The organism is Streptomyces smyrnaeus, assembly GCF_017676345.1.
Taxonomy (GTDB): domain Bacteria; phylum Actinomycetota; class Actinomycetes; order Streptomycetales; family Streptomycetaceae; genus Streptomyces; species Streptomyces smyrnaeus.
Genome location: NZ_JAFFZM010000008.1, coordinates 324,285 through 345,849, shown reverse-complemented (window position 1 = coordinate 345,849; position 21,565 = coordinate 324,285). Strand labels below are relative to the sequence as shown.

General features: G+C 72.1%; 19 protein-coding genes. 13 read left to right on the top strand and 6 right to left on the bottom strand.

Annotated elements, in window-relative coordinates; genetic code table 11:
• On the bottom strand, nt 1-702 hold a 702-nt coding region (locus JW613_RS16040; protein ID WP_209211483.1), incomplete at its 3' end, for a bifunctional DNA primase/polymerase.
• Complete coding sequence (locus JW613_RS36800; protein WP_209211482.1) at nt 702-1,106, bottom strand: pentapeptide repeat-containing protein; 405 nt, start codon at nt 1,104-1,106, stop codon at nt 702-704. The genes JW613_RS16040 and JW613_RS36800, both read right to left, overlap by 1 nt.
• A 38-nt stretch (nt 1,107-1,144) precedes the next feature.
• On the opposite strand from JW613_RS36800, the gene JW613_RS16030 reads away from it, so the two are divergent.
• From JW613_RS16030 to purU, 4 genes are all read left to right on the top strand, one after another.
• Nucleotides 1,145-2,536, top strand: a complete 1,392-nt coding sequence (locus tag JW613_RS16030) for an NsdA family TPR-like regulatory protein (RefSeq protein ID WP_209211481.1) — start codon at nt 1,145-1,147, stop codon at nt 2,534-2,536.
• Nucleotides 2,537-2,717: 181 nt separating this feature from the next.
• On the top strand, nt 2,718-4,646 hold the full coding sequence (locus JW613_RS16025; RefSeq protein WP_307865914.1) for a hypothetical protein: 1,929 nt from the start codon (nt 2,718-2,720) through the stop codon (nt 4,644-4,646).
• Nucleotides 4,647-4,713: 67 nt separating this feature from the next.
• Nucleotides 4,714-5,214, top strand: a complete 501-nt coding sequence (locus JW613_RS16020) for an SCO4402 family protein (protein ID WP_209211480.1) — start codon at nt 4,714-4,716, stop codon at nt 5,212-5,214.
• Between the two features lie 111 nt (nt 5,215-5,325).
• Nucleotides 5,326-6,225, top strand: a complete 900-nt coding sequence (gene purU, locus JW613_RS16015; protein ID WP_209211479.1) for a formyltetrahydrofolate deformylase — start codon at nt 5,326-5,328, stop codon at nt 6,223-6,225.
• 67 nt (nt 6,226-6,292) lie between these two features.
• Here purU and JW613_RS16010 read toward each other — a convergent pair whose 3' ends face one another.
• Complete coding sequence (locus tag JW613_RS16010; RefSeq protein WP_209211478.1) at nt 6,293-7,624, bottom strand: zf-HC2 domain-containing protein; 1,332 nt, start codon at nt 7,622-7,624, stop codon at nt 6,293-6,295.
• Nucleotides 7,621-8,193 (bottom strand): sigma-70 family RNA polymerase sigma factor, encoded by a 573-nt coding sequence (locus JW613_RS16005; RefSeq protein ID WP_209211477.1) that lies wholly within the window; start codon nt 8,191-8,193, stop codon nt 7,621-7,623. Before JW613_RS16005 ends, JW613_RS16010 begins: the two co-directional genes overlap by 4 nt.
• Before the next feature lie 390 nt (nt 8,194-8,583).
• On the opposite strand from JW613_RS16005, the gene JW613_RS16000 reads away from it, so the two are divergent.
• Complete coding sequence (locus JW613_RS16000; protein WP_180289671.1) at nt 8,584-8,964, top strand: STAS domain-containing protein; 381 nt, start codon at nt 8,584-8,586, stop codon at nt 8,962-8,964.
• Nucleotides 8,965-9,059: 95 nt separating this feature from the next.
• Here JW613_RS16000 and JW613_RS15995 read toward each other — a convergent pair whose 3' ends face one another.
• Complete coding sequence (locus JW613_RS15995; RefSeq protein WP_209211476.1) at nt 9,060-10,679, bottom strand: class I adenylate-forming enzyme family protein; 1,620 nt, start codon at nt 10,677-10,679, stop codon at nt 9,060-9,062.
• 173 nt (nt 10,680-10,852) lie between these two features.
• Between JW613_RS15995 and JW613_RS15990 the strand changes: the two genes are divergently transcribed.
• The 4 genes from JW613_RS15990 (at nt 10,853) to JW613_RS15975 (ending at nt 15,354) form a co-directional block, all read left to right on the top strand.
• Nucleotides 10,853-12,043, top strand: a complete 1,191-nt coding sequence (locus JW613_RS15990) for an amidohydrolase family protein (protein WP_209211475.1) — start codon at nt 10,853-10,855, stop codon at nt 12,041-12,043.
• A 90-nt stretch (nt 12,044-12,133) separates the two neighbouring features.
• Nucleotides 12,134-13,303 carry an acyl-CoA dehydrogenase family protein gene (locus tag JW613_RS15985; RefSeq protein WP_209211474.1) on the top strand — a complete coding sequence of 390 codons (1,170 nt, stop codon included), beginning with the start codon at nt 12,134-12,136 and terminating at the stop codon, nt 13,301-13,303.
• A gap of 7 nt (nt 13,304-13,310) precedes the next feature.
• Nucleotides 13,311-14,366 (top strand): acyl-CoA dehydrogenase family protein, encoded by a 1,056-nt coding sequence (locus JW613_RS15980; protein WP_209211473.1) that lies wholly within the window; start codon nt 13,311-13,313, stop codon nt 14,364-14,366.
• Between the two features lie 421 nt (nt 14,367-14,787).
• Nucleotides 14,788-15,354, top strand: coding sequence for an ATP-binding protein (locus JW613_RS15975; protein ID WP_209211472.1), 567 nt, complete (start codon nt 14,788-14,790; stop codon nt 15,352-15,354).
• A gap of 267 nt (nt 15,355-15,621) precedes the next feature.
• Here JW613_RS15975 and JW613_RS15970 read toward each other — a convergent pair whose 3' ends face one another.
• Nucleotides 15,622-16,557 carry a cyclase family protein gene (locus tag JW613_RS15970; protein WP_209211471.1) on the bottom strand — a complete coding sequence of 312 codons (936 nt, stop codon included), beginning with the start codon at nt 16,555-16,557 and terminating at the stop codon, nt 15,622-15,624.
• A 123-nt stretch (nt 16,558-16,680) separates the two neighbouring features.
• Here JW613_RS15970 and JW613_RS15965 point away from each other — a divergent pair, with 123 nt between their 5' ends.
• The 4 genes from JW613_RS15965 (at nt 16,681) to JW613_RS15950 (ending at nt 21,551) form a co-directional block, all read left to right on the top strand.
• A complete protein-coding gene (locus JW613_RS15965; RefSeq protein ID WP_209211470.1) occupies nt 16,681-17,592 on the top strand; it encodes an SDR family NAD(P)-dependent oxidoreductase in 912 nt (303 codons plus the stop codon).
• A gap of 59 nt (nt 17,593-17,651) precedes the next feature.
• A complete protein-coding gene (locus JW613_RS15960; RefSeq protein WP_209211469.1) occupies nt 17,652-18,917 on the top strand; it encodes an acyl-CoA dehydrogenase family protein in 1,266 nt (421 codons plus the stop codon).
• A gap of 83 nt (nt 18,918-19,000) precedes the next feature.
• Nucleotides 19,001-20,446 (top strand): aldehyde dehydrogenase family protein, encoded by a 1,446-nt coding sequence (locus JW613_RS15955; RefSeq protein ID WP_307865919.1) that lies wholly within the window; start codon nt 19,001-19,003, stop codon nt 20,444-20,446.
• A gap of 28 nt (nt 20,447-20,474) precedes the next feature.
• Nucleotides 20,475-21,551 (top strand): alcohol dehydrogenase catalytic domain-containing protein, encoded by a 1,077-nt coding sequence (locus tag JW613_RS15950; protein ID WP_209211467.1) that lies wholly within the window; start codon nt 20,475-20,477, stop codon nt 21,549-21,551.
• Nucleotides 21,552-21,565 lie beyond the last annotated feature (14 nt).

Sequence of the window (21,565 nt, the reverse complement as noted above, 5' to 3'; positions counted from 1 at the left end):
CCTCCCGCAGGCGTAGGCGAGAGTAGGAAGAAGCTCATCAACATCGGGCAACCACCGATTGGCCGCATTGGGCTCCCGCGCCCACTGCACAGCCCCCCGCGCCCCGACACGGGTAGGCGGCGCAGCCACCCAGTCCCCGACGCCCTTGCCCCGCAAGTCCAACGCGGTGGGCGCCCAGCCGAGCCGGCGCAAGGTGGCGGGAACCTTCGCGGCGACACCGGGCAGGACGAAGAAGAGCATCCGGCCGTCCGGCGTGCAGGTGACCGGCCCCAGCGGCTGGGCCATCCGTTCCAGTCGGGCGAGTGCCAGGCAGCCGACGGCCTCTGAGACCTCAAGGGCGTCGAAGGCGCGGCCGGTCGGCAGCAGGACGGCGGCGCGCGGCTCGGTCGCCCACAACCGGCGCACGGTTGTCGCGCTCCCCGTCGTCTCGTCCACCCAGCGTGCGCGCGTGGGGTGTGCGCCGGGCGCGGGGCAGGCGAGGTCGCCGCAGGAGCAGCGCGGGACGCCGTCCACCGTCTCCAGCCAGGTGCCGGGGAAGACGTCCCAGGCCCGCTCCTGGGTGTAGCGCACCGCGTGTTCGAGAGGCGGCGCGGGCGGCGTCTGCGCCGCACCGCGCTGCTTGGGCAGACGCGCATCCGTGGTTGCTCCAGAGGTATTCGTTGTCACTCCAGAGGTAAAGGTGATGGTCTCTTCCACGACCATCACAACTTTCCCCCCTCGCGGGGGTTACGGGGGCGGAACGGGGCGGTCCGAGGCGCGACGGCGCACACCCCAACCCTGCCGTCGCCGTTTTCGCTGTGCAGGGGGCAGCCCGCGCTCGGAACGGCGCATCGTGGCATGTGTGGGGGCGCGTGCACAGAAGAGCGGTCTTGGGTGGGTAGTCCCTCTCCGGTGCATTGTGCTGCGAAGGGTGGGGTTTGCAAGGAATCACAGGCATATGCGCCGAGCAACGCACCAAGCGCGAAGGCGCCAAGCGCGCACCGCAAGCCGCAAAGGCGCGCACCGCAAAGGCGCGCACCGCAAAGGCGCGCACCGCAAAGACGCGCCCCGCAAAGACGCGCCCCGCGAAGCCGCAAGGGCGCGAAGGCGCGAAGCGCAGTGATCATGCCGGGTCTTCAGCACGGAAACCACGGAGGGGGATCGCATGGCCGCCAGGCCCCTCGTTGCGAGGCAGCCCAACGAACGTCTGCAGGCGCTCATCCAGGAAGCCGGGTGCTCGAACGCGGGCCTGGCCCGCCGCGTCAACATGTGCGGCGCGGAGCACGGGCTGGACCTGCGCTACGACAAGACCTCCGTCGCGCGTTGGCTGCGCGGCCAGCAACCCCGTGGCCGGGCCCCCGGAATCATCGCCGAGGCCCTCGGCCGCAAGTTGGGCCGTACGGTGACGATCGACGAGATCGGCATGGCCAACGGCAAGAACCTCGCCTCAGGTGTGGGCCTCCAGTTCGCGCCGACTGTTGTCGGCGCGGTCGAGCAGGTCTGCGAGCTGTGGCGCAGCGACGTGGGCCGCAGAGACTTCCTGACGGGCTCGACGGTGGCCGCTTCGGCGCTGGTCGAGCCGAGCAGGGACTGGCTGATCACGCAGCCCGACCACCAGGTCGCCCGTTCCTCCGGCGCCCAGGTGGGTGTCGCGGACGTGGCGGCCGTGCAGGCGATGACCGAGGCGCTCTCCGACCTCGACCACCGCTACGGCAGCGGCCATATCCGCCCGGTGGTGGTGCACTACCTCAACAGTGTCGTCTCCGGGCTGCTCGCGGGCTCGTACAAGGAGGCGGTCGGCAGGTCGCTGTTCGCCACCGTCGCCCGGCTGACCGAACTGGCGGGGTACATGGCTGTGGACACCGGCCAGCACGGGCTGGCGCAGCGCTACTACATCCAGTCGCTGCGACTGGCGCAGGCGGCCGGGGACCGCGCCTACGGCGGCTATGTGCTGGCCGCCGGGATGAGCCATCTGGCCGCCTCGCTCGGCAACCCGCGCGAGATCGCGCAGTTGGCGCGTGCGGCGCAGGAGGGGGCGCGCGGGCAGGTGACGCCCCGCGCCGAGGCGATGTTCCATGCCGCGGAGGCGCGCGGGCATGCGTTGATGGGGGACGCGCGTGCCTGCCAGAGCTCCGTCACCCGGGCGTTGACGGCGATGGACGGCGCCGACGCGGCGGCCGACTCCGGCGACGACCCGCCGTGGATCGCGCACTTCGACCGCGCCTACCTCGCGGACGAGCTCGCCCACTGCCACCGCGACCTGGGCCAGGCCGAGAGCGCGGCGGCGCGCGCGGAGGAGGCCGTCACCGGGCACCCGGAGGGCCGCGCGCGGCGGCGCGCGATCGGGCTGTTCCTGCTGGCGGACGCGCAGGTGCAGCAGCGCGAGGTGGAGCGTGCCTGCCACACGGGCGGGCAGGCGGCACAGCTGCTCGCCGGTCTGCGCTCGGACCGGGGCGCGGAGTATCTGGACGACTTCCGGCAGCGGCTGGAGCCGTACCGCGACGAGCCGGTGGTGCGGGAGTTCCACGAGAGTCTGGGGCTGGCTGCGGTGGCGTGAGGAATCAGGGTGGCCGAGTGCCACGGCCCATGAGATATGCGGGAAACATCCCTTTCTGGAGGCTTCATCTCGACATGAGGTGAAGGAAGGGTGTCCGCACATCTGGGTGCGTGGTCCCCCGTTGGCGTGACCCGGTAGCGTGAGCCGACGCTTCCGCTAGCCATGCGAACGAGGAGTCTCGGTGACAACGCACAACGGACGCGGACAGGACGGGACTTCCGGCTCCGCCGGTGACGCCCTGCCCGCCTCCACGACCCCGTACGAAGGGGTCGTGCTGCCTGCCAACGGCGACCCTTGGACTCCTCAGCAGCAGCGCCAGGTCCAGTCCGAGCGCGACCGCGTACAGCCCCCCGCCGGGCAGCCGTGGGGCCAGCCTTGGGGGCCGGGCTCCGAGGCGGCCCGGACCGAGGGCGCCGCGCACGGCGACGGCACCGCGCCCGGCGGCGCCCCGCAGGGCGGTCCGGGCTACTGGGGCGCCCCCCAGCAGGACGCCCCCTCCGGCTCGCTGCCTCTCCCTCCGGAGGGCACTCCGGCCCGCCCGTCGCACCCGCCGTCGCCGCCGACGCCCGAGGGTGCTGGACCGCTGCCCCCGGCAACCGGACCTGGTGGCCCTGGCCCGATGCCGTTGCCGGACGCGTACGGGCAGCAGCTGCCCGGCGCCATGCCGTCCAGCGACCCGTACGGGCAGCCGGGTCCGGGTGCCGGAGCGCCGGAGCCGTACGGGGCGGCACCGCCCGCCGGGCCGGGGCGGCACGCGATGCCGGCCCCGCCGACCGCTCCGCCGACCTCGCCCCCTCCGCCCCCTTCCTCCGCCGCCCCGCAGGCCGGTGTCGGCGACAGCGACGCCACCCAGATGCTGCCGCCGTTCCCGACGGGTCAGCCGCTGCCCGGGGGCTCCGTCGGCCCCGATGACGGCACCCAGTTGCTGCCGCCGCAGCAGCCGGCCGGGCCGGTGGGCGGGGGCGCGGACAGCGAGGCCACGCAGTATCTGCCTCCCATGGCGGGCGGCGTGAGCAGCGGCGTGGGCAGCGGCCTGGACAGCGACTCCGAGGCGACCCAGATGCTCCCGCCGATGTCCGCCGCGGGCGGCGCCCCCACCGGGGGCGGGCAGGGGGCCGAGGAGCCGGGTGAGCGTCGGCCGCTGCCGGAGTTCGACAATCTCTTCAGATCCGACGCCCCGCGGTCCGGGGGCCCGGGGCAGGCGGGCAGCGACGAACCGGGTTCCACCCAGAGCCTCCCCGTCTTCGACCAGGCGGCGCAGCAGCAGTCGGCGCCACCGCGCGGCGGCTACGGCTACCCGCAGCCGGGCGCCCAGCGCGGCGGCTACGGCTACCCGCAGCCCGGTGCCCAGCGCGGCGGCTACGGCTATCCGCAGCAGCCGCCGGGTCCCCAGGGCGGCGGTGGCGGTTACGGCTACCCTCAGCCGGGCTCCTCGCAGTACGAGCCGCAGGTCGGCGGCCGGGCGGCGCGGCGCGATGCCGACCGGGGCCGGCGCAGAACGCCTCCCTGGCTGCTGATAGGCGGCGGTCTGGCGGGGGTCGCGGCCATCGGCCTGATCGTCGGCCTTCTCCTCGCGAACGGCGGTGACGGTTCGTCCGAGGAGGATCCGAAGCCGTCGAGCGCGCCGGCGGGGGAGGAGTCCCCGGCGCCGGACCCCGCCGAGGCGCAGGCCAAGAAGCTGGACGCGCTGCTGGCCGACAGCAACAACAGCCGCTCCGCCGTCGTGCGTTCCGTGCAGAACATCCGGGCCTGCAAGTCGCTGGGCAAGGCGGCGGCCGATCTGCGGGCTGCGGCCAAGCAGCGCACCGGCCTGGTGCGGCGGCTCGGCGAGCTGAAGACGGACCGGATCCCCGACAGCGCGGAGCTGAACTCCGCGCTCAAGAGCGCCTGGCGGTCCTCGGCCTCCGCGGACACCCACTACGCGGCCTGGGCGGACCAGGTGGCGCGCAAGAAGGGCTGCCACAAGGGCAAGGCGAAGCCGACCAAGCAGCTCGCGGCGGGCAACCGCGCCAGCGGCTCGGCGACCCTCGCCAAGAAGAAGGCGGCCCGGCTGTGGAATCCGACGGCGAAGAAGTACGGCCTCGAAGAGCGGCCGTACGGCTCGCTGTGAGCAGGCCCGGCGGGGGAGCCGGGGCCCGCGCCCGGGGGCCGGCGCCCTGAACGTAGGGTCGGTCACCATGCAGCAAGCAGGTTCCGTGAAGTCTTCCCGACGTGGCCGTCGTTCCACCACCATAGGCGGCATGCCTGTCAACGACGTGCCCTGGTGGCGCTGGCGCAGCAACGTGCGTTCCGCGCTGCACATGCTCTCCGACCAGACCTTCCAGCACGAGTGCTGGCTGGCCGGTCTCCCCGGATACGGCGATGTCACGGATGCCGTCTACCGCCTGGTCGAGGACACCTGGCTGGACAACTGGTCGGCGGAGAAATACGTCGGAACGATCTTCCGGGACGCGCAGGAAGCCCAGCTCGTGGATGCTGCCGTGCTGCGGGTGCTGCGCATCATGCATCAGGTCGGCGCCGACGCCCCGGTCGCCTCCTACCTGGCGCACCCGGCGTGGCCGGAGGCCGTAGGGGCCGCCCGGGAGGCGCATGTGCTGCTCGCCGGCAACGACGGTGAGGACCCGGACGAGCCCCCGCGCTCGCTGGAGGTCCTGGCGATCATGCTCAGGACGGTGTGAGAGGGGCCACCCGTGGCCACTCACCGGCCGGGGCCCGGGAGCCGGGGGCGGAAGCCGGTGGCCGGGAGCGCTGGTGCGGGGCACCTGTCGCGATGTGCCAATCTTGAGGCCATGAGCCAGTCGCACCCCGCCCCCGACAATCCCGCTGAAGCCGTCGAAAACGAACAGGCGGGACAGTTCGTCCTCACTCTCTCGTGCCCGGACAACCAGGGCATCGTGCACGCCGTCTCCAGCTATCTGTTCATGACGGGCTGCAACATCGAGGACAGCCAGCAGTTCGGGGACCGTGACACCGGGCTCTTCTTCATGCGCGTCCACTTCACCGGCAACACCACCCTGGAGAAGCTGCGGGCCAGCTTCTCCGCCGTCGGGGACTCCTTCCGGATGGACTGGCAGATCCACCGGGCCGAGGAGAAGATGCGGGTCGTCCTCATGGTGAGCAAGTTCGGGCACTGCCTGAACGACCTGCTCTTCCGCTCCCGGATCGGAGCCCTGCCCATCGAGATCGTCGCCGTGGTCTCCAACCACACCGACTTCGCGGAACTGGTCGCCTCCTACGGCATCCCCTTCCACCACATCCCTGTGACGAAGGACACCAAGGCGGCGGCCGAGGAACGGCTGCTGGAACTGGTCGAGGCGGAGCAGGTCGAACTGGTCGTTCTCGCCCGCTATATGCAGGTCCTCTCCGACAACCTGTGCAAGCGGCTGTCCGGGCGGATCATCAACATCCACCACTCCTTCCTGCCGAGCTTCAAGGGCGCCAAGCCCTATCACCAGGCGCACGCGCGCGGCGTCAAGCTGATCGGCGCGACGGCGCACTACGTGACCGCCGACCTCGACGAGGGGCCGATCATCGAGCAGGAGGTCGAACGGGTCGGCCACGACGTCACCCCCGAGCAGCTGGTCGCGGTCGGGCGCGACGTGGAGTGCCAGGCGCTGGCGCGTGCGGTGAAGTGGCACAGCGAGCACCGCGTCCTGCTGAACGGCCACCGCACGGTGGTCTTCACCTGACCCGTCGCGGTCCCGCCTGCTGGTGCCGCTTCCCGCCCGCTGGTGCCGCCGACTCCTCGGGGCCGGGTCAGAGCCGGGACAGGGACGCGGTGGCGTAGAGGACGTCCCGGACGGCCTGGAGGTCTCCGTCCTGCCCCGCGGCGGCTTCCAGAGGCGGGACGTGACCTGCGGCGAGTTGGCAGAACTCCAGACCGTCCAGGGCGATGTGCGCCACCTTGCCCTCCGGGGAGGCGCGGGCGCCGGGGGAGTCGAGCGGGATGTACCAGTCGCCCCCTCCGCTGCCCTCGACCTCCAGGTGCAGGGTCCGGCCGGGCGCTCCCGCCGCGGCCAGGCCGTGGGGCGGCGGTGCGAGCCCCGTGCGGCGACGGGCCGCGAGCGCGCCGGGCAACTGCCGGGCGGCGAGGTCGACCAGCAGATTGAGATGGGCGGGGCCGGGTGGCCCGTACGGGTAGTCGACGGCTTCCGCGATGTCCTCGGCGTGCATCCAGCACTCGAACGCCCGGTCCAGGAACGCGTCGCGCAGCGGCAACGAGAAGTTCCCGTAGGAGACGAGGCGGTTGCGTGCGGCGCTCGGACCGGAGCCGCTGTCGTCGTCCGCGGCGAGGAACGACACGTCGCGGATCATGGCGTGGCTCTGCTCCCGCCAGGGATCGCGGACGGCCGGGGTGTGGTGCCGGCCGTCCTCCAGCGCCCAGTAGATCTCCGTACGGGTCTGCGGGTCCGTGCCGGGCTCGCCGCGGCGGGCCTGGGAGAAAGGGGCTCCGGAGAATGGGGCTTCGGAGGAAGTGGGCCGGGGAGAACGGGACCCGGTGGGAAGGGCGTCGGCGGGCAACGGATCGGGCAGCCCGATACCGGCGGCCACCAGCCCGTCGACCGCGAGCAGATGGCCGATGACGCCGGCCACGGTCGTCTCCCGGGTGGTCTGCCGGTCGCCGTCGAACCAGCGCAGCTGTACCGGCGCGCGCCACTCCGCGTCGGCCATGTCGCGCAGCAGTGCGTCCAGCCGGGCCGTCTCCGCGTCGTAGGGGGCCACCCAGGTGGGCATCGGGATACGCGCCGGGCGGCGGTCCAGGCAGCCTTCGAGGACGCGGGAGCGCAGCATGGGGTCGAGATCGAGGCTGTCCTCGGCGTGCAGCAGTCCGACCGCGTCACGCAGCCGCAGTGCTTCCTCGGCGCAGGGTGCGCAGTCGGTCAGATGCGCTTCGACGGCGGCGGTCTCCTCGGCGGAGCAGGCCGCCAGCGCCCAGGCGCCGAGGAGCGAGGTGAGGATCCGGTGGTCGTGTAGGTCGCCTTCCGGTGCGGCTTCGGCGGTGCCGGTCGTCGGGGAGGGCTTGCCCGGTCCCGGCCCGGCGGGTCGCCCCGGGCCGGGCGGTGTCGGTGGTGTCGGTGGCGTACTCATGGGCGGTGCCCCGCGCCGGGCGGTGTCATGGCGGGCTGCGTCATGGCGGAGGAGAGGAGTTGGAGCCCGAGCCGCAGCCGGCGGCGGGCCTCGTCCTCGGTGACGCCGAGGCTGCGTGCCGTCTGCCGGTAGTCGTGGCGCTCGAAGTACGCCAGTTCGAGCGCGGCGCGCAGTGAGGAGGGCATGGAGGTGACGATGTAGTCGGCGCGTGCTGCGGTGGCGGCCGTACGGACCTGCTCCTCGAAGCGTTCGGCCTGCTCCGGCGAGCAGGGGCCGGCGCCGCGCTGCTGCTGCCGCAGCCTGCCGGTCGCCGTCCGCTGGGTCAGCTCCGCTATCCACGACCGCATCGGGCCCTCGCGCGGGTCGAAGGTGTGCGGGTTCTCCCAGATGTGTGCGAAGACGTCCCGGGTGGCCCTGTCGGCGGCCTCCTCGTCGTCGAGCACCCGGTAGGCGAGGCCGTGCACGAGGGAGGCGAAGCGGTCGTAGAGCTCGCCGAGCGCCGCGGCCTCGCCGCGCGCGAGCCGCTGCTGCATCTTCCGGTCCCAGCGCGGTGGTGTGTCGTTCGCCATGGTGGCCCCCAGCCCCTCGGTTCCGCCGTCCGCTTCCGGTCCGCGGTCGGCGGTGCCGCTATCGGCGGTCCCTTCCGCCTCTTGTGATGCCCGTCAACCCCTCGAATGTAGTGCGAGCCGCTGACAACGCACGCCCCTTTTGAGGCAACGCGCGCCCCGGAATGGTTGCCCAGGGTGCAGATTCCGTCACGGAGAGCTTGATTCGGACGGGGTGGAAGGGGCGGAAGAGGTGTGAGCTGCCGAGCGTTATGGGGGCGTGACCACAAGTTCTCGCAGGTTCCCCTGGGTAATACCGCCCGACCACATAGGGTCGTTTCCCTGGGACCAGTTTTGGAGGGGTAGGCCGGGGCAGCCGACTGTTGTGGGCGATCGACGAAGGGGTTGCGGGGAGTGTCGTTGAAGGTGCTGGAGGAGGAGCGGGGCGGGTGGGCCGTGCTCCGCGTCTCCGGTGAGCTCGACCTGGTCACGTCACCCGCCGTGCGGCAGCATGTGCACGATGCCGTGGCCGAGGGACGCAGAAGCCTGGTGCTCGATCTGTCCGATGTCCTCTTCTGCGATTCCAGCGGAGTGGGTGTCCTGATCGCCTCGCGGCGGCTGATGCGGTCCTGTGCGGGGCGGCTGCGGCTGATCCTGCCCGCACGCGGCGCCGAGGACGGCTCGCATGTGAACCGGGTGCTCGCGGCGCTGGGCGTGCGGCGGCTCTTCGACTGCTACCCGGATCTGGCCACGGCCACCGAGGCGCACACCGCCACGGGCCCTCTCACCGCCTGAGCCGCCCCGGGCCGGGCCTCTCCTGGTGTCAGGGGCGGCCGGACCGACCGCCGAGGGAGCGCCCCGGACCGGCCGCGAAGGCCGCAAACCGCCGGTCAGCCGAATCTCTCCCGCAGCTTGTACTTGAGCACCTTGCGCAGCGTCTCGTTGCGCGGCAGCGCCTCCAGCACCTCCAACTGCTCGGGCAGCTTGTAGGTGGCCAACCCCTCCCCACGCAGATGTGCGGTCAGTTCGGCGAGCGTGACCCGTGGCGCACCTTCCGGCTGTTCGACGACGGCGCAGACCCGCTCCCCCCGCTCCGGGTCGGGCAGCCCGATCACGGCTGCGTCGGCGACCCCGGGAAGTTCGTAGAGGAGTTGCTCGATCTCCTTGGCCGAGATGTTCTCGCCCTTACGGATGATGATGTCCTTGGTGCGGCCGGTGAGCACCAGGTGCCCGCTCTCCCGTAGGTGCCCCACGTCTCCGGTGACCAGAAAGCCCTCTGTGTCGAAGGCCGCGGCGGTCCGGTCCGGATCCAGGTAGCCCTGGCAGACCGCCTCGCCGCGCAGCCGGACCTCGCCCTCGCTCCCGGGCGGCAGCGGTGCGCCGTTCGGCGCGGTGATGCGGATCTCCATCCCCGCGGGCGGGCGTCCCTCGGTGGTGGCGAGCTGTTCCGGTGTGTCGTCGGGGTCGCCCATCGTGATCATCGGTGCTTCGGTCATGCCGTAGCCGTGGGTGAGTTGGCAGCCGAGTTCGGTGACGACCTCGTGGTAGAGCTCGGCGGGTTTGGGCGCGCCGCCGCCGGCGAGCAGCCGCAGGGTGGGAAGCAGCTTCTCCCCGGGTTGCTTGCGCTGTTCGGCCAGGAACATCGAGTAGAAGGCGGTCGAGCCGCCCGCCGTGGTCACCCCGTGGCGCCGGTAGCCCGCCAGTGCGTCCGGCAGCGCGAACTTCTCGAACAGCACGGCGGGGAACCCGTACAGCAGCAGCATCACCAGGTAGTCGGGACCGCCTATGTGTGCGTACGGAAAGGCGATCGAGCCGACGTCGTCCGGGCGCAGCCGCAGTGCGTGCGCCAGACAGGAGCCGCCGGCGATGAGGCTGCGGTCGGTGTGGCGTACTCCGCTCGGCTCCGAGGTGGTGCCGGAGGTCCAGTAGATCCACCGCACTGTCGTCCCGTCGTCGGGCGGCGGCGGAAGCGGGTCAGGGGAGCCGGGGTCGGCGTCGGGGAGCCGGTCGCGGACGAGGAGTGTGCGCAAGGCGGGCTCGTGCGGCTCCCGGACGCGGTCGGCCAGCGCGGCGTAGTCGGTGCCGTGCCACTGCCCGGGGTGTACGTACCAGGCGGCGTCGGTCGCCCGCAGGGCGAGGGCGACCTCGCGCTCCCGGTGGCCGGGGATCAGCGGCGTCTGCCGTACGCCGAGCCGGGCCAGGGCCAGGGACAGCACGACGGTTTCGATACGGGTGGGCAGTTGCCAGGCGACGGTGTCCCCGGGGCGCACGCCCTGTCGGCGCAGTCCGGCGGCGGTGCGTTCGGCGCGGGTGCGCAGTTCGCCGAAGGTGAGACAGGAGTCGTCGTCCGGGTTGTCGGCGGCCTGGATGAGCGCGGGCGCTTTCGGGCTGAGCTCGGCCCGTCGTACGACCAGCTCCCACAGGGTGTGCGAGGTGCCGAGCCGGTGTGCGACCGCGGTCGCGCCACCCTCGGATCCGTCGCGCCCGGCCCCTCGGTCTTCGGTGGACATGCCGGCCCCCTCGGTCCTGCTCGGCTCCCGCCCGCGGGACGCCCGCCATGAGCTGACGGGGCGTCAGATGGTGCGGGAAGCGTAGAAGGCGACGCCTTGTCGGTCCAGAGGCGCGGGGCTAGCCTCTTTCTGACGGGGCATCAGAAAATTGGTATGGCGAGGGGGCCACGCCCGTGACCGAACTTCCGCGCATCATCAGCGTCGACGACCATGTCATCGAGCCCGCACACCTCTTCGAGACCTGGCTGCCGGCCAAATACCGGGACCGCGGGCCCAAGCCGCTCACCGCCGGAATCGGCGAGTTGGAGTACGTCGGCGGCAAGTACCGGATCACCATGGACCCGGACGGGCCACCGACCGACTGGTGGATCTACGAGGACCTGAAGTTCCCGTACAAGCGCAACATCGCCGCCGTCGGCTTCGACCGGGACGAGATGACGCTGGAGGGCATCACCCGCGACCAGATGCGCCCCGGCTGCTGGGATCCGGCCGAACGCCTCAAGGACATGGACCTCAACCATGTGGAGGCGTCGCTGTGCTTCCCCACCTTCCCCCGCTTCTGCGGGCAGACGTTCGCCGAGGCGCACGACAAGGAGGTCGCGCTGGCCTGCGTACGTGCCTACAACGACTGGATGGTCGAGGAGTGGTGCGGCGACTCGGGCGGCCGGCTCGTCCCGCTGTGCCTCATCCCGCTGTGGGACATCGACCTGGCCGTCGCCGAGGTACGCCGCAACGCGGCACGCGGCGTGCGGGCCGTCACCTTCAGCGAGATCCCGACGTACCTGGGGCTGCCCAGCATCCACAGCGGCTACTGGGACCCGTTCTTCGCCGTCTGCGAGGAGACCGGCACCGTCGTCAACATGCACATCGGCTCCTCCTCCCAGATGCCCGCCGCCTCCCCCGACGCGCCCCCGGCCGTACAGGCGTCGCTGTCCTTCAACAACGCCATGGCCTCGATGATGGACTTCCTCTTCAGCGGCGTCCTGGTCAAGCATCCGCGCCTCAAGCTCGCCTACAGCGAGGGCCAGATGGGCTGGATCCCCTACGCCCTGGAGCGTGCCGACGACGTATGGGCCGAGCACCGCGCCTGGGGCGGCGTCCGCGATCTGATCCCCGAGCCGCCCTCCACCTACTACTACCGGCAGATCTTCTGCTGCTTCTTCCGCGACAAACACGGGGTGGCGGCGCTGGATGCGGTCGGCCGCGACAACGCCACCTTCGAAACCGACTACCCGCACGTCGACTCGACCTTCCCGCACACCAAACAGGTCGCACTGGACCATGTGCGGGGCCTGGACGAAACCACCGTCCACAAGCTGATGCGCGGCAACGCCATCCGCATGCTGGAACTCGACCTGGTGTGAGGAAACCCTTGGTGTGCGGCCCTACAGCGAGGCCTCCTGCGGTGAGGCCCCCTGCGGTGAGGGGCACCGGCCCGGCGCGAGGGAGCGGCCATGGAACTGGCGTACACGCAGGAGGAAGAGGAGTTCCGGGCGCGGCTGCGCGCCTGGCTCGCCGAGGTGCTGCCCACCCTGCCGTCCCGTCCCGACCCGCTGGACTGGCCGGCCCGGCGCGCCTACGACATGGACTGGCAGCGCAGGCTCCACGACGCCGGATACGCGGGGCTGCACTGGCCGAAGGACGCCGGCGGCCAGGGCGCGACACCCACCCAGCACCTGATCTTCCTGGAGGAGACCGAAGCGGCCGGTGCCCCCTACGTCGGCGCCGGATTCGTCGGGCTGCTGCACGCCGGGCCGACGATCGCCGCCGAGGGCACTTCGCGGCAGCGCGCCCGCTGGCTGCCGCCGATCCTGCGCGGCGAGGAGGTGTGGTGCCAGGGGTTCTCCGAACCGGACGCCGGCTCGGACCTGGCCGCACTGCGCACCCGTGCGGTGCGCGACGGCGACACCTATGTGGTGACCGGCAGCAAGATCTGGACCTCGCACGCAGAGGTTGCCGACTGGTGCGAACTGCTCGTCCGTACGGACCCGGAAGCGCCCCGGCACCGGGGCATCAGCTGGCTCGCCCTGCCCATGGACGCCCCCGGCGTCACCGTACGGCCGCTGCGTACGCTGGCCGGCTCGCGGGAGTTCGCCGAGCTCTTCCTGGACGAGGTGCGGGTGCCGGTCGGCAACCGGGTCGGTGCCGAGAACGACGGCTGGCGCGTCACCATGGTGACCCTCTCGTTCGAGCGTGGCACCGCGTTCGTCGGGGAGGTCGTCGCCTGCCGTCGCACCCTGCGGCTGCTCGCGCGGCGTGCGCAGCAGAACGGCTGTTGGGACGACGCGACAGTGCGCCGTCGGCTCGGCCGGTTGCACGCGGAGTTCAGCGCACTGTGGCGACTCATCCAGTGGAACGTCAGCGAGGCCGCGCACGGACTGCGCCAGGGCGGCACGGGCGTCCCAGGAGTGGGCGGTTCGGTGTTCAAACTGCGCTACTCGCACGCGCGGCAGGAGCTGTACGAGACCGCGGCGGCGGTACTGGGCCCCGCGTCGCTGGAGCTGTCGCAGGAGTGGGCACTGGAGCGGCTGTCCTCCCTCTCGTACACCATCGCCGCCGGTACCTCGCAGATCCAGCGCAACATCGTCGCCGAGCGCATCCTCGGCCTGCCGAAGGGGCGGTGAGGGCCGGATGGACTTCAGGCTGACAGCGGACCAGGAGGCGCTGCGGCGCGGTATGCGCGAACTGCTGGCGGCGCGGTTCGGGCGCCAAGCACTGCGGGCCGCGGTGGACGGCGCCGAGCAACAGCAGGTCGTCGACGGCCGTCTGTGGCGCGAGCTGGGGGAGGCGGGGCTGTTCGCGCTCCGGGCGCCGCAGAGCGCGGGCGGTGTCGGCCTGGGCCTGCCCGAGGCGGTGCTGCTGTTCGAGGAGGCGGGACGGGCGCTGCTGCCCGGCCCTCTGGTCGCGAGCCACCTGGCGGGCGGCGCGGGGCTGGTGGCGGGGGCGGCGGACGGTTCGGTGGTGGTGACAGCGCTGGAGGAGGAGCCGCGCCCGGACGGTGGGGCGGCACCGCTGGTCGAGCACCTGGCCGCGGCAGGCGCGGTATTGGCGCTGGGGGAGGGGTACGGGACGGGGGCGGGAGAGGGCTGTCCGGTGCGGGTGCTGGTGCCCGGGCAGCTGGTCGCCGAGCCGATGCGGTCGGTGGACCCGCTCTCACCGCTGCACCGGGTGCGCGGACTGCTGCCCGGGCAGCCCCCGGACGACGGGGGCGGTACGACAGGTGGGGGTGGCGGACGGCTGGGCGGCGTGAGCGCGGAGGTGCTGCGCGGGGAGGCGGCACTGCTGACCGCTGCGCTGCAGCTCGGCAGCGCATGCCGCACGCTGGAGCTGGCGGTCGGGTACGCGCGCGAGCGCGAGCAGTTCGGTCGGCCGATCGGTGCCTTCCAGGCCGTGCAGCATCTGTGCGCGGAGATGCTGGTCCGTTCGGAAACGGCCAGAAGTGTGGTTTACGCGGCGGCCGTCACCGCGGACGACGAGGAGATCAGCGCGGCGAAGCTCCTCGCCGACACCGCGGCCGTGGGCAACGCGCGCGACTGTCTGCAGGTGCACGGCGGGATGGGCTTCACCTGGGAGGCCGATGTCCATCTGCATCTGAAACGTGCGTGGTTGCGGGCGGAGCAGTGGCGGACTGCTGTGGCCGGTGAGGAGCGATTGGCCTCAGCACTCCTGCAGCCCATTTGTCGGTGAATGCGGTATTGATCCGGGAAAGCCATTGAGGCTGATTACGCAGCGTTATGGGCGTCTTGGCTGCGTCCAGTGACCACCACGAGCGGAAGATCGCATTCCACTCCGGTACGCTCCCTGGGCGCGAGTGCGGCGGCCCCGGTGGCGGCGGGCCGCCGGCAGAAGGCGCGGGTCGTGTCGTCAGACGGCGACGGCCCCGATGACCAAGGAACAAGAGGGTGTCCACGAGATTCAGGGTCGGTCGTTCGAGTCCCCGCGCTCGGCGTCGCACAGTATGCCGTGCGTCTACTCCTTTGCGCCGGAATATGCCTGAAGCGCTTGTTGGCATCACTATGAGTCAACCATGCTGTTCTCGCTGGAGTCACAATCCGTGACTACATGGAGACGCGAGGCGATGTGTCCGCCAGTTCGGATGGTGTGAGCGGTGCAGGTGCTTCTGGAGCAGTTGGAGATCGGATCCGATCCGACGGAGGTGGGGCGCGCCCGGAGGTGGGCCAGGGCCCGGCTGGCGGGAGCAGGAGTGGACGCCGACGAGTCCCTTTCCGAGACGCTGATTCTGCTGATCTCGGAACTCGTCACCAATGCGGTGGTGCACACCGGCTGTCCGGCCGTGCTGTGCATGCTGCTGCCGCGGCGATGCGGCGGCGGGACCGCGCACGAGGCGGTCGGGTCGGTACGGGTCGAGGTCGCCGACGCGAGCAGCCGTGCGCCGCGCCGCCGTCAGGCGGAGGGCGAGGACACCGGTGGGCGCGGCCTCGAACTCGTCTCGGGCCTGGCCGACCGCTGGGGTTGGGAGCACGAACCCGGCGGCAAGCGGGTGTGGTGCGAGCTGGACACCGCACCACTGCCGGCCACCCCGGGGGCCGTCCCGGCCGCCGACCGGGAGGCGGGTGACCGTGGCGAGGTCCGCGCGAACGGAGACGTGCGCGCCGGTGCGAACGCGCGTGCGCGCGTCAACGTGGCGGGGGCCGGTGCTGGCGCGTTCGGTTGACCGCGCGCCGGGCAATAGGGGCAAAGCCCCCAAAGTCCAGACCAGGTGTTGACGTCTCGTGTCGGTTTGATCACCCTTGGGTGGAGCGATTCGTCGTGAGGGGACGACGAGGTGCCTGAGGTTCCTCGACGAGTGCGGGTCGCGGTCCGGCGCCGACCTCCGTCCGAGGGCAGGCCCCCCGAGCGCCGGAGTGGGGTGGCGGTACGCCGTGCCGTGCTCGGGGCGCGCAAGGGCGCACCGCCACCCGTCCTGCCCGGTTCACGGCGCTCACAGCACGGCCACAGGCGCCACCGGGGCGCCCGTGCCGCCCGTGAAGGGCTCGGGCTGTGCCGTCAGCAGGAAGGCGTAGCGGCCCTCGTGCGCGCAGGCTGTCGAAAGCTCCTCCAGGTTCCAGTTCTGGCCCTGGAGCATCCCCATCTCCACCAGGTGCAGGGCGTGCACGGGCAGCCAGAGGTTCTCCACCTCCGGCGGGACGATCTCGAAGGTGAGGGTGTCGTTGGCCACGGCGGCCACGTCGCGGGCATGGAACCAGGCGGGTGTGCGCAGGGACAGGCCGGGGGAGGGGTAGGCGTAGCCGCTCTTGTCGCCGGCGAGGTAGCGGCGCAGCTGCCCGGTGCGGACGAGCACGATGTCTCCGGCCCGTACCCGCGTGCCCGCGAACTCCTCCGCCGCGTCGAGATCTTCGGGGCTCACCGCGTGGTCGCCCGCCAGCCGCTCCTCGCCGCGGGCGCGCGCCACATCCAGCAGGACGCCGCGGGAGACCACTGTGCGGCTCTTGTCGATGCCGCTGAACGCCGCGCCGCCGTGCGCGGTGACCGTGGCGGCGGGGCGGCCGTTGTAGAGCCGGCCCCCGTGTGAGACATGGGCGAGGCCGTCCCAGTGGGTGGCCGCCTGCAGGCCCATGGTGACGGCGTCGTCGTTGGTGGCGACCGTCCCGGGACCGAACATCTCCAAGTTGAGCGCGACCATCGTGTGCAGCGGGTTCACCCGTCCGGGGATCATCCCGGTCTGCACCCCGTCCTGCTGGAGCGGGAGGGCGAGCGGGACGCGGCGCCCGGTGGTCACGGTGGCTGCCGCCTCCCGCACCACCGCGTCCGTCACGAGGTTGAGGGTGCCGATCTCGTCCTCCGCGCCCCAGCGGCCCCAGTTGTTCACCCGCGCGGCGATCTGTGCGAACTCGGGGTGCTGCGCGGGAACGGTCATCGGTCCTCCCGGGACGGTCGGTAGGAGTGGCGCCGCCTGCGGAGGCCGCACGGGGCCTTGTGTTCGGGCGGTGCCTGCTCAAGAATCTAACGGGTCGTCAGATTCGTTGGGAGGGGGCCGGACGTGGGGAATTTCCTGGCCGGGAAGGTCGTCGCCGTCACCGGGGCCGGTCGCGGTATCGGCCGTGCGGTGGCGCTGGCCTGCGCGGACGAGGGAGCCGCGGTCGTCGTCAACGACTACGGCGTCAGTGTCGACGGCGGCGAGCCGCGCAGCGAGATAGCCGAGGCCGTGGTGAAGGAGATCACGGCGGCGGGCGGCCGGGCCGTGGCGGTCGCCGACGACATCTCCACCATGGCCGGCGGGCAGCGCGTCGTGGACACCGCCCTCGCCCGGTACGGCCGCCTCGACGGAGCGGTCTGCGCGGCCGGGATCCTGCGCGAACGCATGCTGTTCAACATGACCGAGGAGGAGTGGGACCCCGTACTGGCCACCCACCTCAAGGGAACCTTCACCGTCTTCCGCGCCGCGAGCACCGTCATGCGCAGCCAACGCCGCGGTGCCCTCATCGGCTTCACCAGCGGCAACCACCAGGGCTCCGTCTCCCAGGCGAACTACGCGGCGGCCAAGGGCGGCATCATCTCCCTCGTCCGCAGCGCGGCGCTCGGTCTGCACAAGTACGGCGTGACCGCCAACGCCGTCGCGCCCGTGGCCCGCACCCGGATGTCCGCCAACGTGCCCACGGAGCTGACGGAGATCGGCGAACCGGAGGACGTCGCCCCCCTCGTCGTCTATCTGCTGAGCGACCACGCCGGACAGCAGGAGATCACCGGGCAGGTCTACACCGTCGCAGGGCCCAAGGTCGCCGTGTGGGCGCAGCCCCGGGAACTGCGGGCCGCCTACGCCGACGGCTCCTGGACACCGCAGCAACTCGCCGACCACCTGCCCGGCACCGTCGGCCAGGACCCGATGCCCCTGCTGGAGCGGCTCAAGGAGATGGCCGCGGCCGCCGCCCGCAAGGACCGCCCCAACGCATGAGCCGACACCCAGGACCTCGGGACGGGCCCGGCCCGACCGAGGAGCGGAGAGGGGGACGTGTGGACTTCGGCTTCACCCGCGAGGACGAGGAGTTCAGGGCGCGGGCCCGCCAGTGGCTGCACGACCACCTCGTCGGCGACTTCGCCTCCGTCGCCGGTCAGGGCGGGCCCGGCAGCGAGCACCAGGCCACCGACGTCCGCCGCCGCTGGGAGCGCGAGCTGGGCCAAGGGGGCTGGGTCGGCATCGGCTGGGAGCGCAGCCGCGGCAGCTACGGCAACCGCGCCGCCACCCTCACCCAACAGGTCGTCTGGGCGGAGGAGTACGCCCGCGCGGGCGCCCCCGCCCGGGTCGGCCACATCGGCGAGAACCTGCTCGCACCCACCCTCCTCTCCCACGGCACCGATGAGCAGCGCAACCGCTTCCTGCCCGCCATCGCCCGCGGCGAGGAACTGTGGTGCCAGGGCTACAGCGAGCCGGACGCCGGGTCCGACCTGGCGGCCGTACGCACCGCCGCCGTCCGGGACCCCGGGGCAGGCAACGGCGCCGGGGGGTACCGCGTCACCGGCCGGAAGATCTGGACGTCTCTGGCCCACGAAGCCGACTGGTGCTTCGTCCTCGCGCGCACCGAGCAGGGCACGGGCGGCCACCGGGGGCTCTCCTTCCTGTTGGTGCCGATGGACCAGCCGGGCCGCGTCGAGGTCCGGCCCATCCGGCAGATGTCGGGCACGCGGGAGTTCAACGAGGTCCTGTTCGACGGCGCACGTGCCGACGCCGATCACCGGGTGGGTGCCGAGGGCGACGGCTGGCGGGTCGCCACTTGTCTGCTGGCGCTGGAGCGCGGCGTGTCCACCCTCGCCCAGCAGATCGGCTTCGCCGCCGAACTCGACCGTGTGCTGCGCCTCGCGGTGCGTGGCGGTGCCGTCGAGCGCGACCCGGTGCTCCGCGACCGGCTCGTGCGGGCATGGGCCGAGCTGCGGACGATGCGCTGGCACGCCCTGCGCACCCTCGGCGGCAACGGCAACGGCAACGGCAACGGCAACGGCAGGGGCACGGGCGAAGGGGCCGTGCCGGGGGCGCCCAGCGTCGCCAAACTGCTGTGGGGGCGCTGGCACCAACGACTCGGCGAGCTGGCGATGCAGGTGCGCGGGGCCGACGCCGCGCTCGGCCCGTACGACTGGACGCCGCACCGGCCCTACGAACTCGACGCCCTGCAGCGGCTTTTCCTGTTCACCCGCGCCGACACCATCTACGGCGGCTCGGACGAGATCCAGCGCGACATCCTCGCCCAGCAGGTGCTGGGCCTGCCGAGAGAGGCACGCAGGTGACGCCGGAACCCAGCACGACGCGCACACCGCACAGGAACGCGGCGCACGACCCCGTTCAGCCGCCCAGGGCCTACCGGAACTGGATCGGCGGCGACTGGCGCCGCCCGGCGCACGGCCACTACCCGGTCATCGATCCGGCCACCGAGCTGCTGGTCGGTGAGGCCCCCGAAGCGGATGCCGCGGACGTGGCCGCCGCCGTCGCCGCGGCACAGGCCGCGCAGGAGGCCTGGGCCGCCACGGACCCGCGCGAGCGCTCCCGGGTGCTGGAGCGGATCGCCGAGCTCCTGACCGAGCGCGGTCCCGCACTCGTACCGCTCCTGCAGGCCGAGACCGGTGCCACCCTCAAGGTCGCACGCGGAATGCAACTGCCCACTGCTGCTGACCGCTTCCGCCGCTACGCGCGCGGCGCGCTGGAGCCGGACACCGTGCCCCTGGCACCGCAGCCCGTGGGGCCCAGCGCCCTGGCCCCGGGCGGGCTGATCGGCGCCGCCGCCGTTCGACGCCCCGTCGGTGTGGTCGGCTGCATCACGTCCTACAACTTCCCCGTGGTCAACCTCGCGGGCAAGGTCGCGCCCGCGCTGGCCATGGGCAACGCCGTGGTCTGCAAGCCCGCGCCGCAGGATCCGCTCAGCTGCCTGGAGCTGGGCCCGCTGCTGAAGGAGGCGGGGCTGCCGGACGGGCTCTACAACGTGGTCACCGGCTCGGGCTCCGCGCCGGGTGAGGCCCTGGTGGCACACCCGGACGTCGACATGATCAGTTTCACTGGCTCCACCTCCGTGGGAAAGGAGATCGCCGGGAACGCGGGACGGGGAATGAAGCGCACCCTCATGGAACTGGGTGGAAAGGGTGCGGCTTTGGTGCTGGACGACGCGGTCGGCGGGGTCCGCGAAGCAGCACTGGGCTCGGTCGCCTCGACCTGGACCTTCCACAGCGGCCAGATCTGCACGGCACCGACGCGTGTGCTCGTACACGACTCGCTCCACGACGAGTTCGTGACTGCCCTTTCACAGTACGCGTCCGCACTGACACTCGGCGATCCCACCAACGAGCGCACCGTGGTCGGCCCGGTGATCTCCGCCGCCCAGCGCGACCGCGTCGAGGCGTACATCGACGGCGCTCGCGAGCAGGGCGCGACGGTAGTGGTGGGGGGCGTACGGCCCACGCGGCCCGCCACCGGCTTCTATGTCGCGCCGACACTGATCACGGACGTGACGCCGGAGATGACCGTGGCGCGCGAGGAGCTGTTCGGGCCCGTGGTCGTGGTGCTGCGGTTCGCGGACGAGGACGAGGCCGTACGCCTCGCCAACAGCACCCCCTACGGCCTCTACGACTACGTGTTCAGCGGTGATACGGGGCGCGCCTGGCGACTGGCGGCCCGGCTGCGCAGCGGCAACGTCGGCATCAACACCGTGCAACGGCACCCCGAGACGCCGTTCGGCGGCTTCAAGGAGTCCGGAGTCGGCCGCGACGGCGGCTCGTTCGGGCTGCACGCCTACAGCGAGTTGCAGTCGATCGTCTGGCCGTCGTGACGAGTGAGGCGAGGGGAGCGGGAGCGGTATGAGAGGTGTGATTCTGCAGGGCGCGCGGGCCGAGGTCGTCGACGACCTGGAGATCCGGCCGCCCGGCCCCGGCGAAGTGCTCGTCGGCATCCGGGCGGCCGGGCTGTGCCACAGCGATCTGTCCGTCATCGACGGGACGATCCCGTTCCCGCGGCCCGTCGTTCTCGGCCATGAGGGCGCCGGCGTCGTCGAAGCCGTCGGAGAGGGCGTGGTGCATGTGACGCCCGGGGACCATGTGGCGCTGTCCACCATCGCGAACTGCGGCGCCTGCCCCCAGTGCGCGCGGGGGCGCCCCACCATGTGCCGACAGACCATCGGCAGGCCCGAGCAGCCCTTCACCCGCGGCGGCAGGCCGCTGTACAACTTCGCCGCCAACTCGGCCTTCGCCGAACGGACGCTCGTCAAGGCCGTCCAGGCCACCCCGGTACCCGACGACATCCCCCTCAGCTGCGCGGCCCTCATCGGCTGCGCCGTGCTGACCGGCGTCGGCGCCGTGCTCAACCGGGCCGGGGTCGGGCAGGGCGAGTCCGTGGTGGTGATCGGCGTAGGCGGCGTCGGGCTCAATGTGCTGCAGGGTGCCCGGATCGCGGGTGCGGCCCCGATCGTCGCCGTCGATGCCGACCCGGGCAAGGAGACGGCGGCCCGGCAGTTCGGCGCCACGCACTTCGTGGACGCCTCGTGGGCCGACTGCCAGGGAGGAACAGTCGCCGCCGTCAAAGAGATCCTGCCGGACGGTGCAGCGCACACCTTCGAGTGCGTCGGCAGCACAGCGCTGGTACGGCAGGCGGTCGACCTCCTCGACCGGCGCGGTCAAGCCGTGCTGCTGGGGATGCCGCCGACCGACGCGGAGGCGGTCTTCCTGCCCGCCGCGCTGTTCCTGGACAAGTCCATCCTGGGCTGCCGATACGGCTCCTCCCGCCCGCCCAACGACATCGCGCTGTACGCGGACCTGTACCGGCAGGGGCGCCTGCTGCTGGATGAACTGGTCACCCGCACCTATCCGATCGAGGAGTTCGAGGCAGCGGCAGAGGACGCGCACCACGGACGTGTGGCCCGCGCGGTGCTCACTTTCTAGGCGGCGAGCCCGAA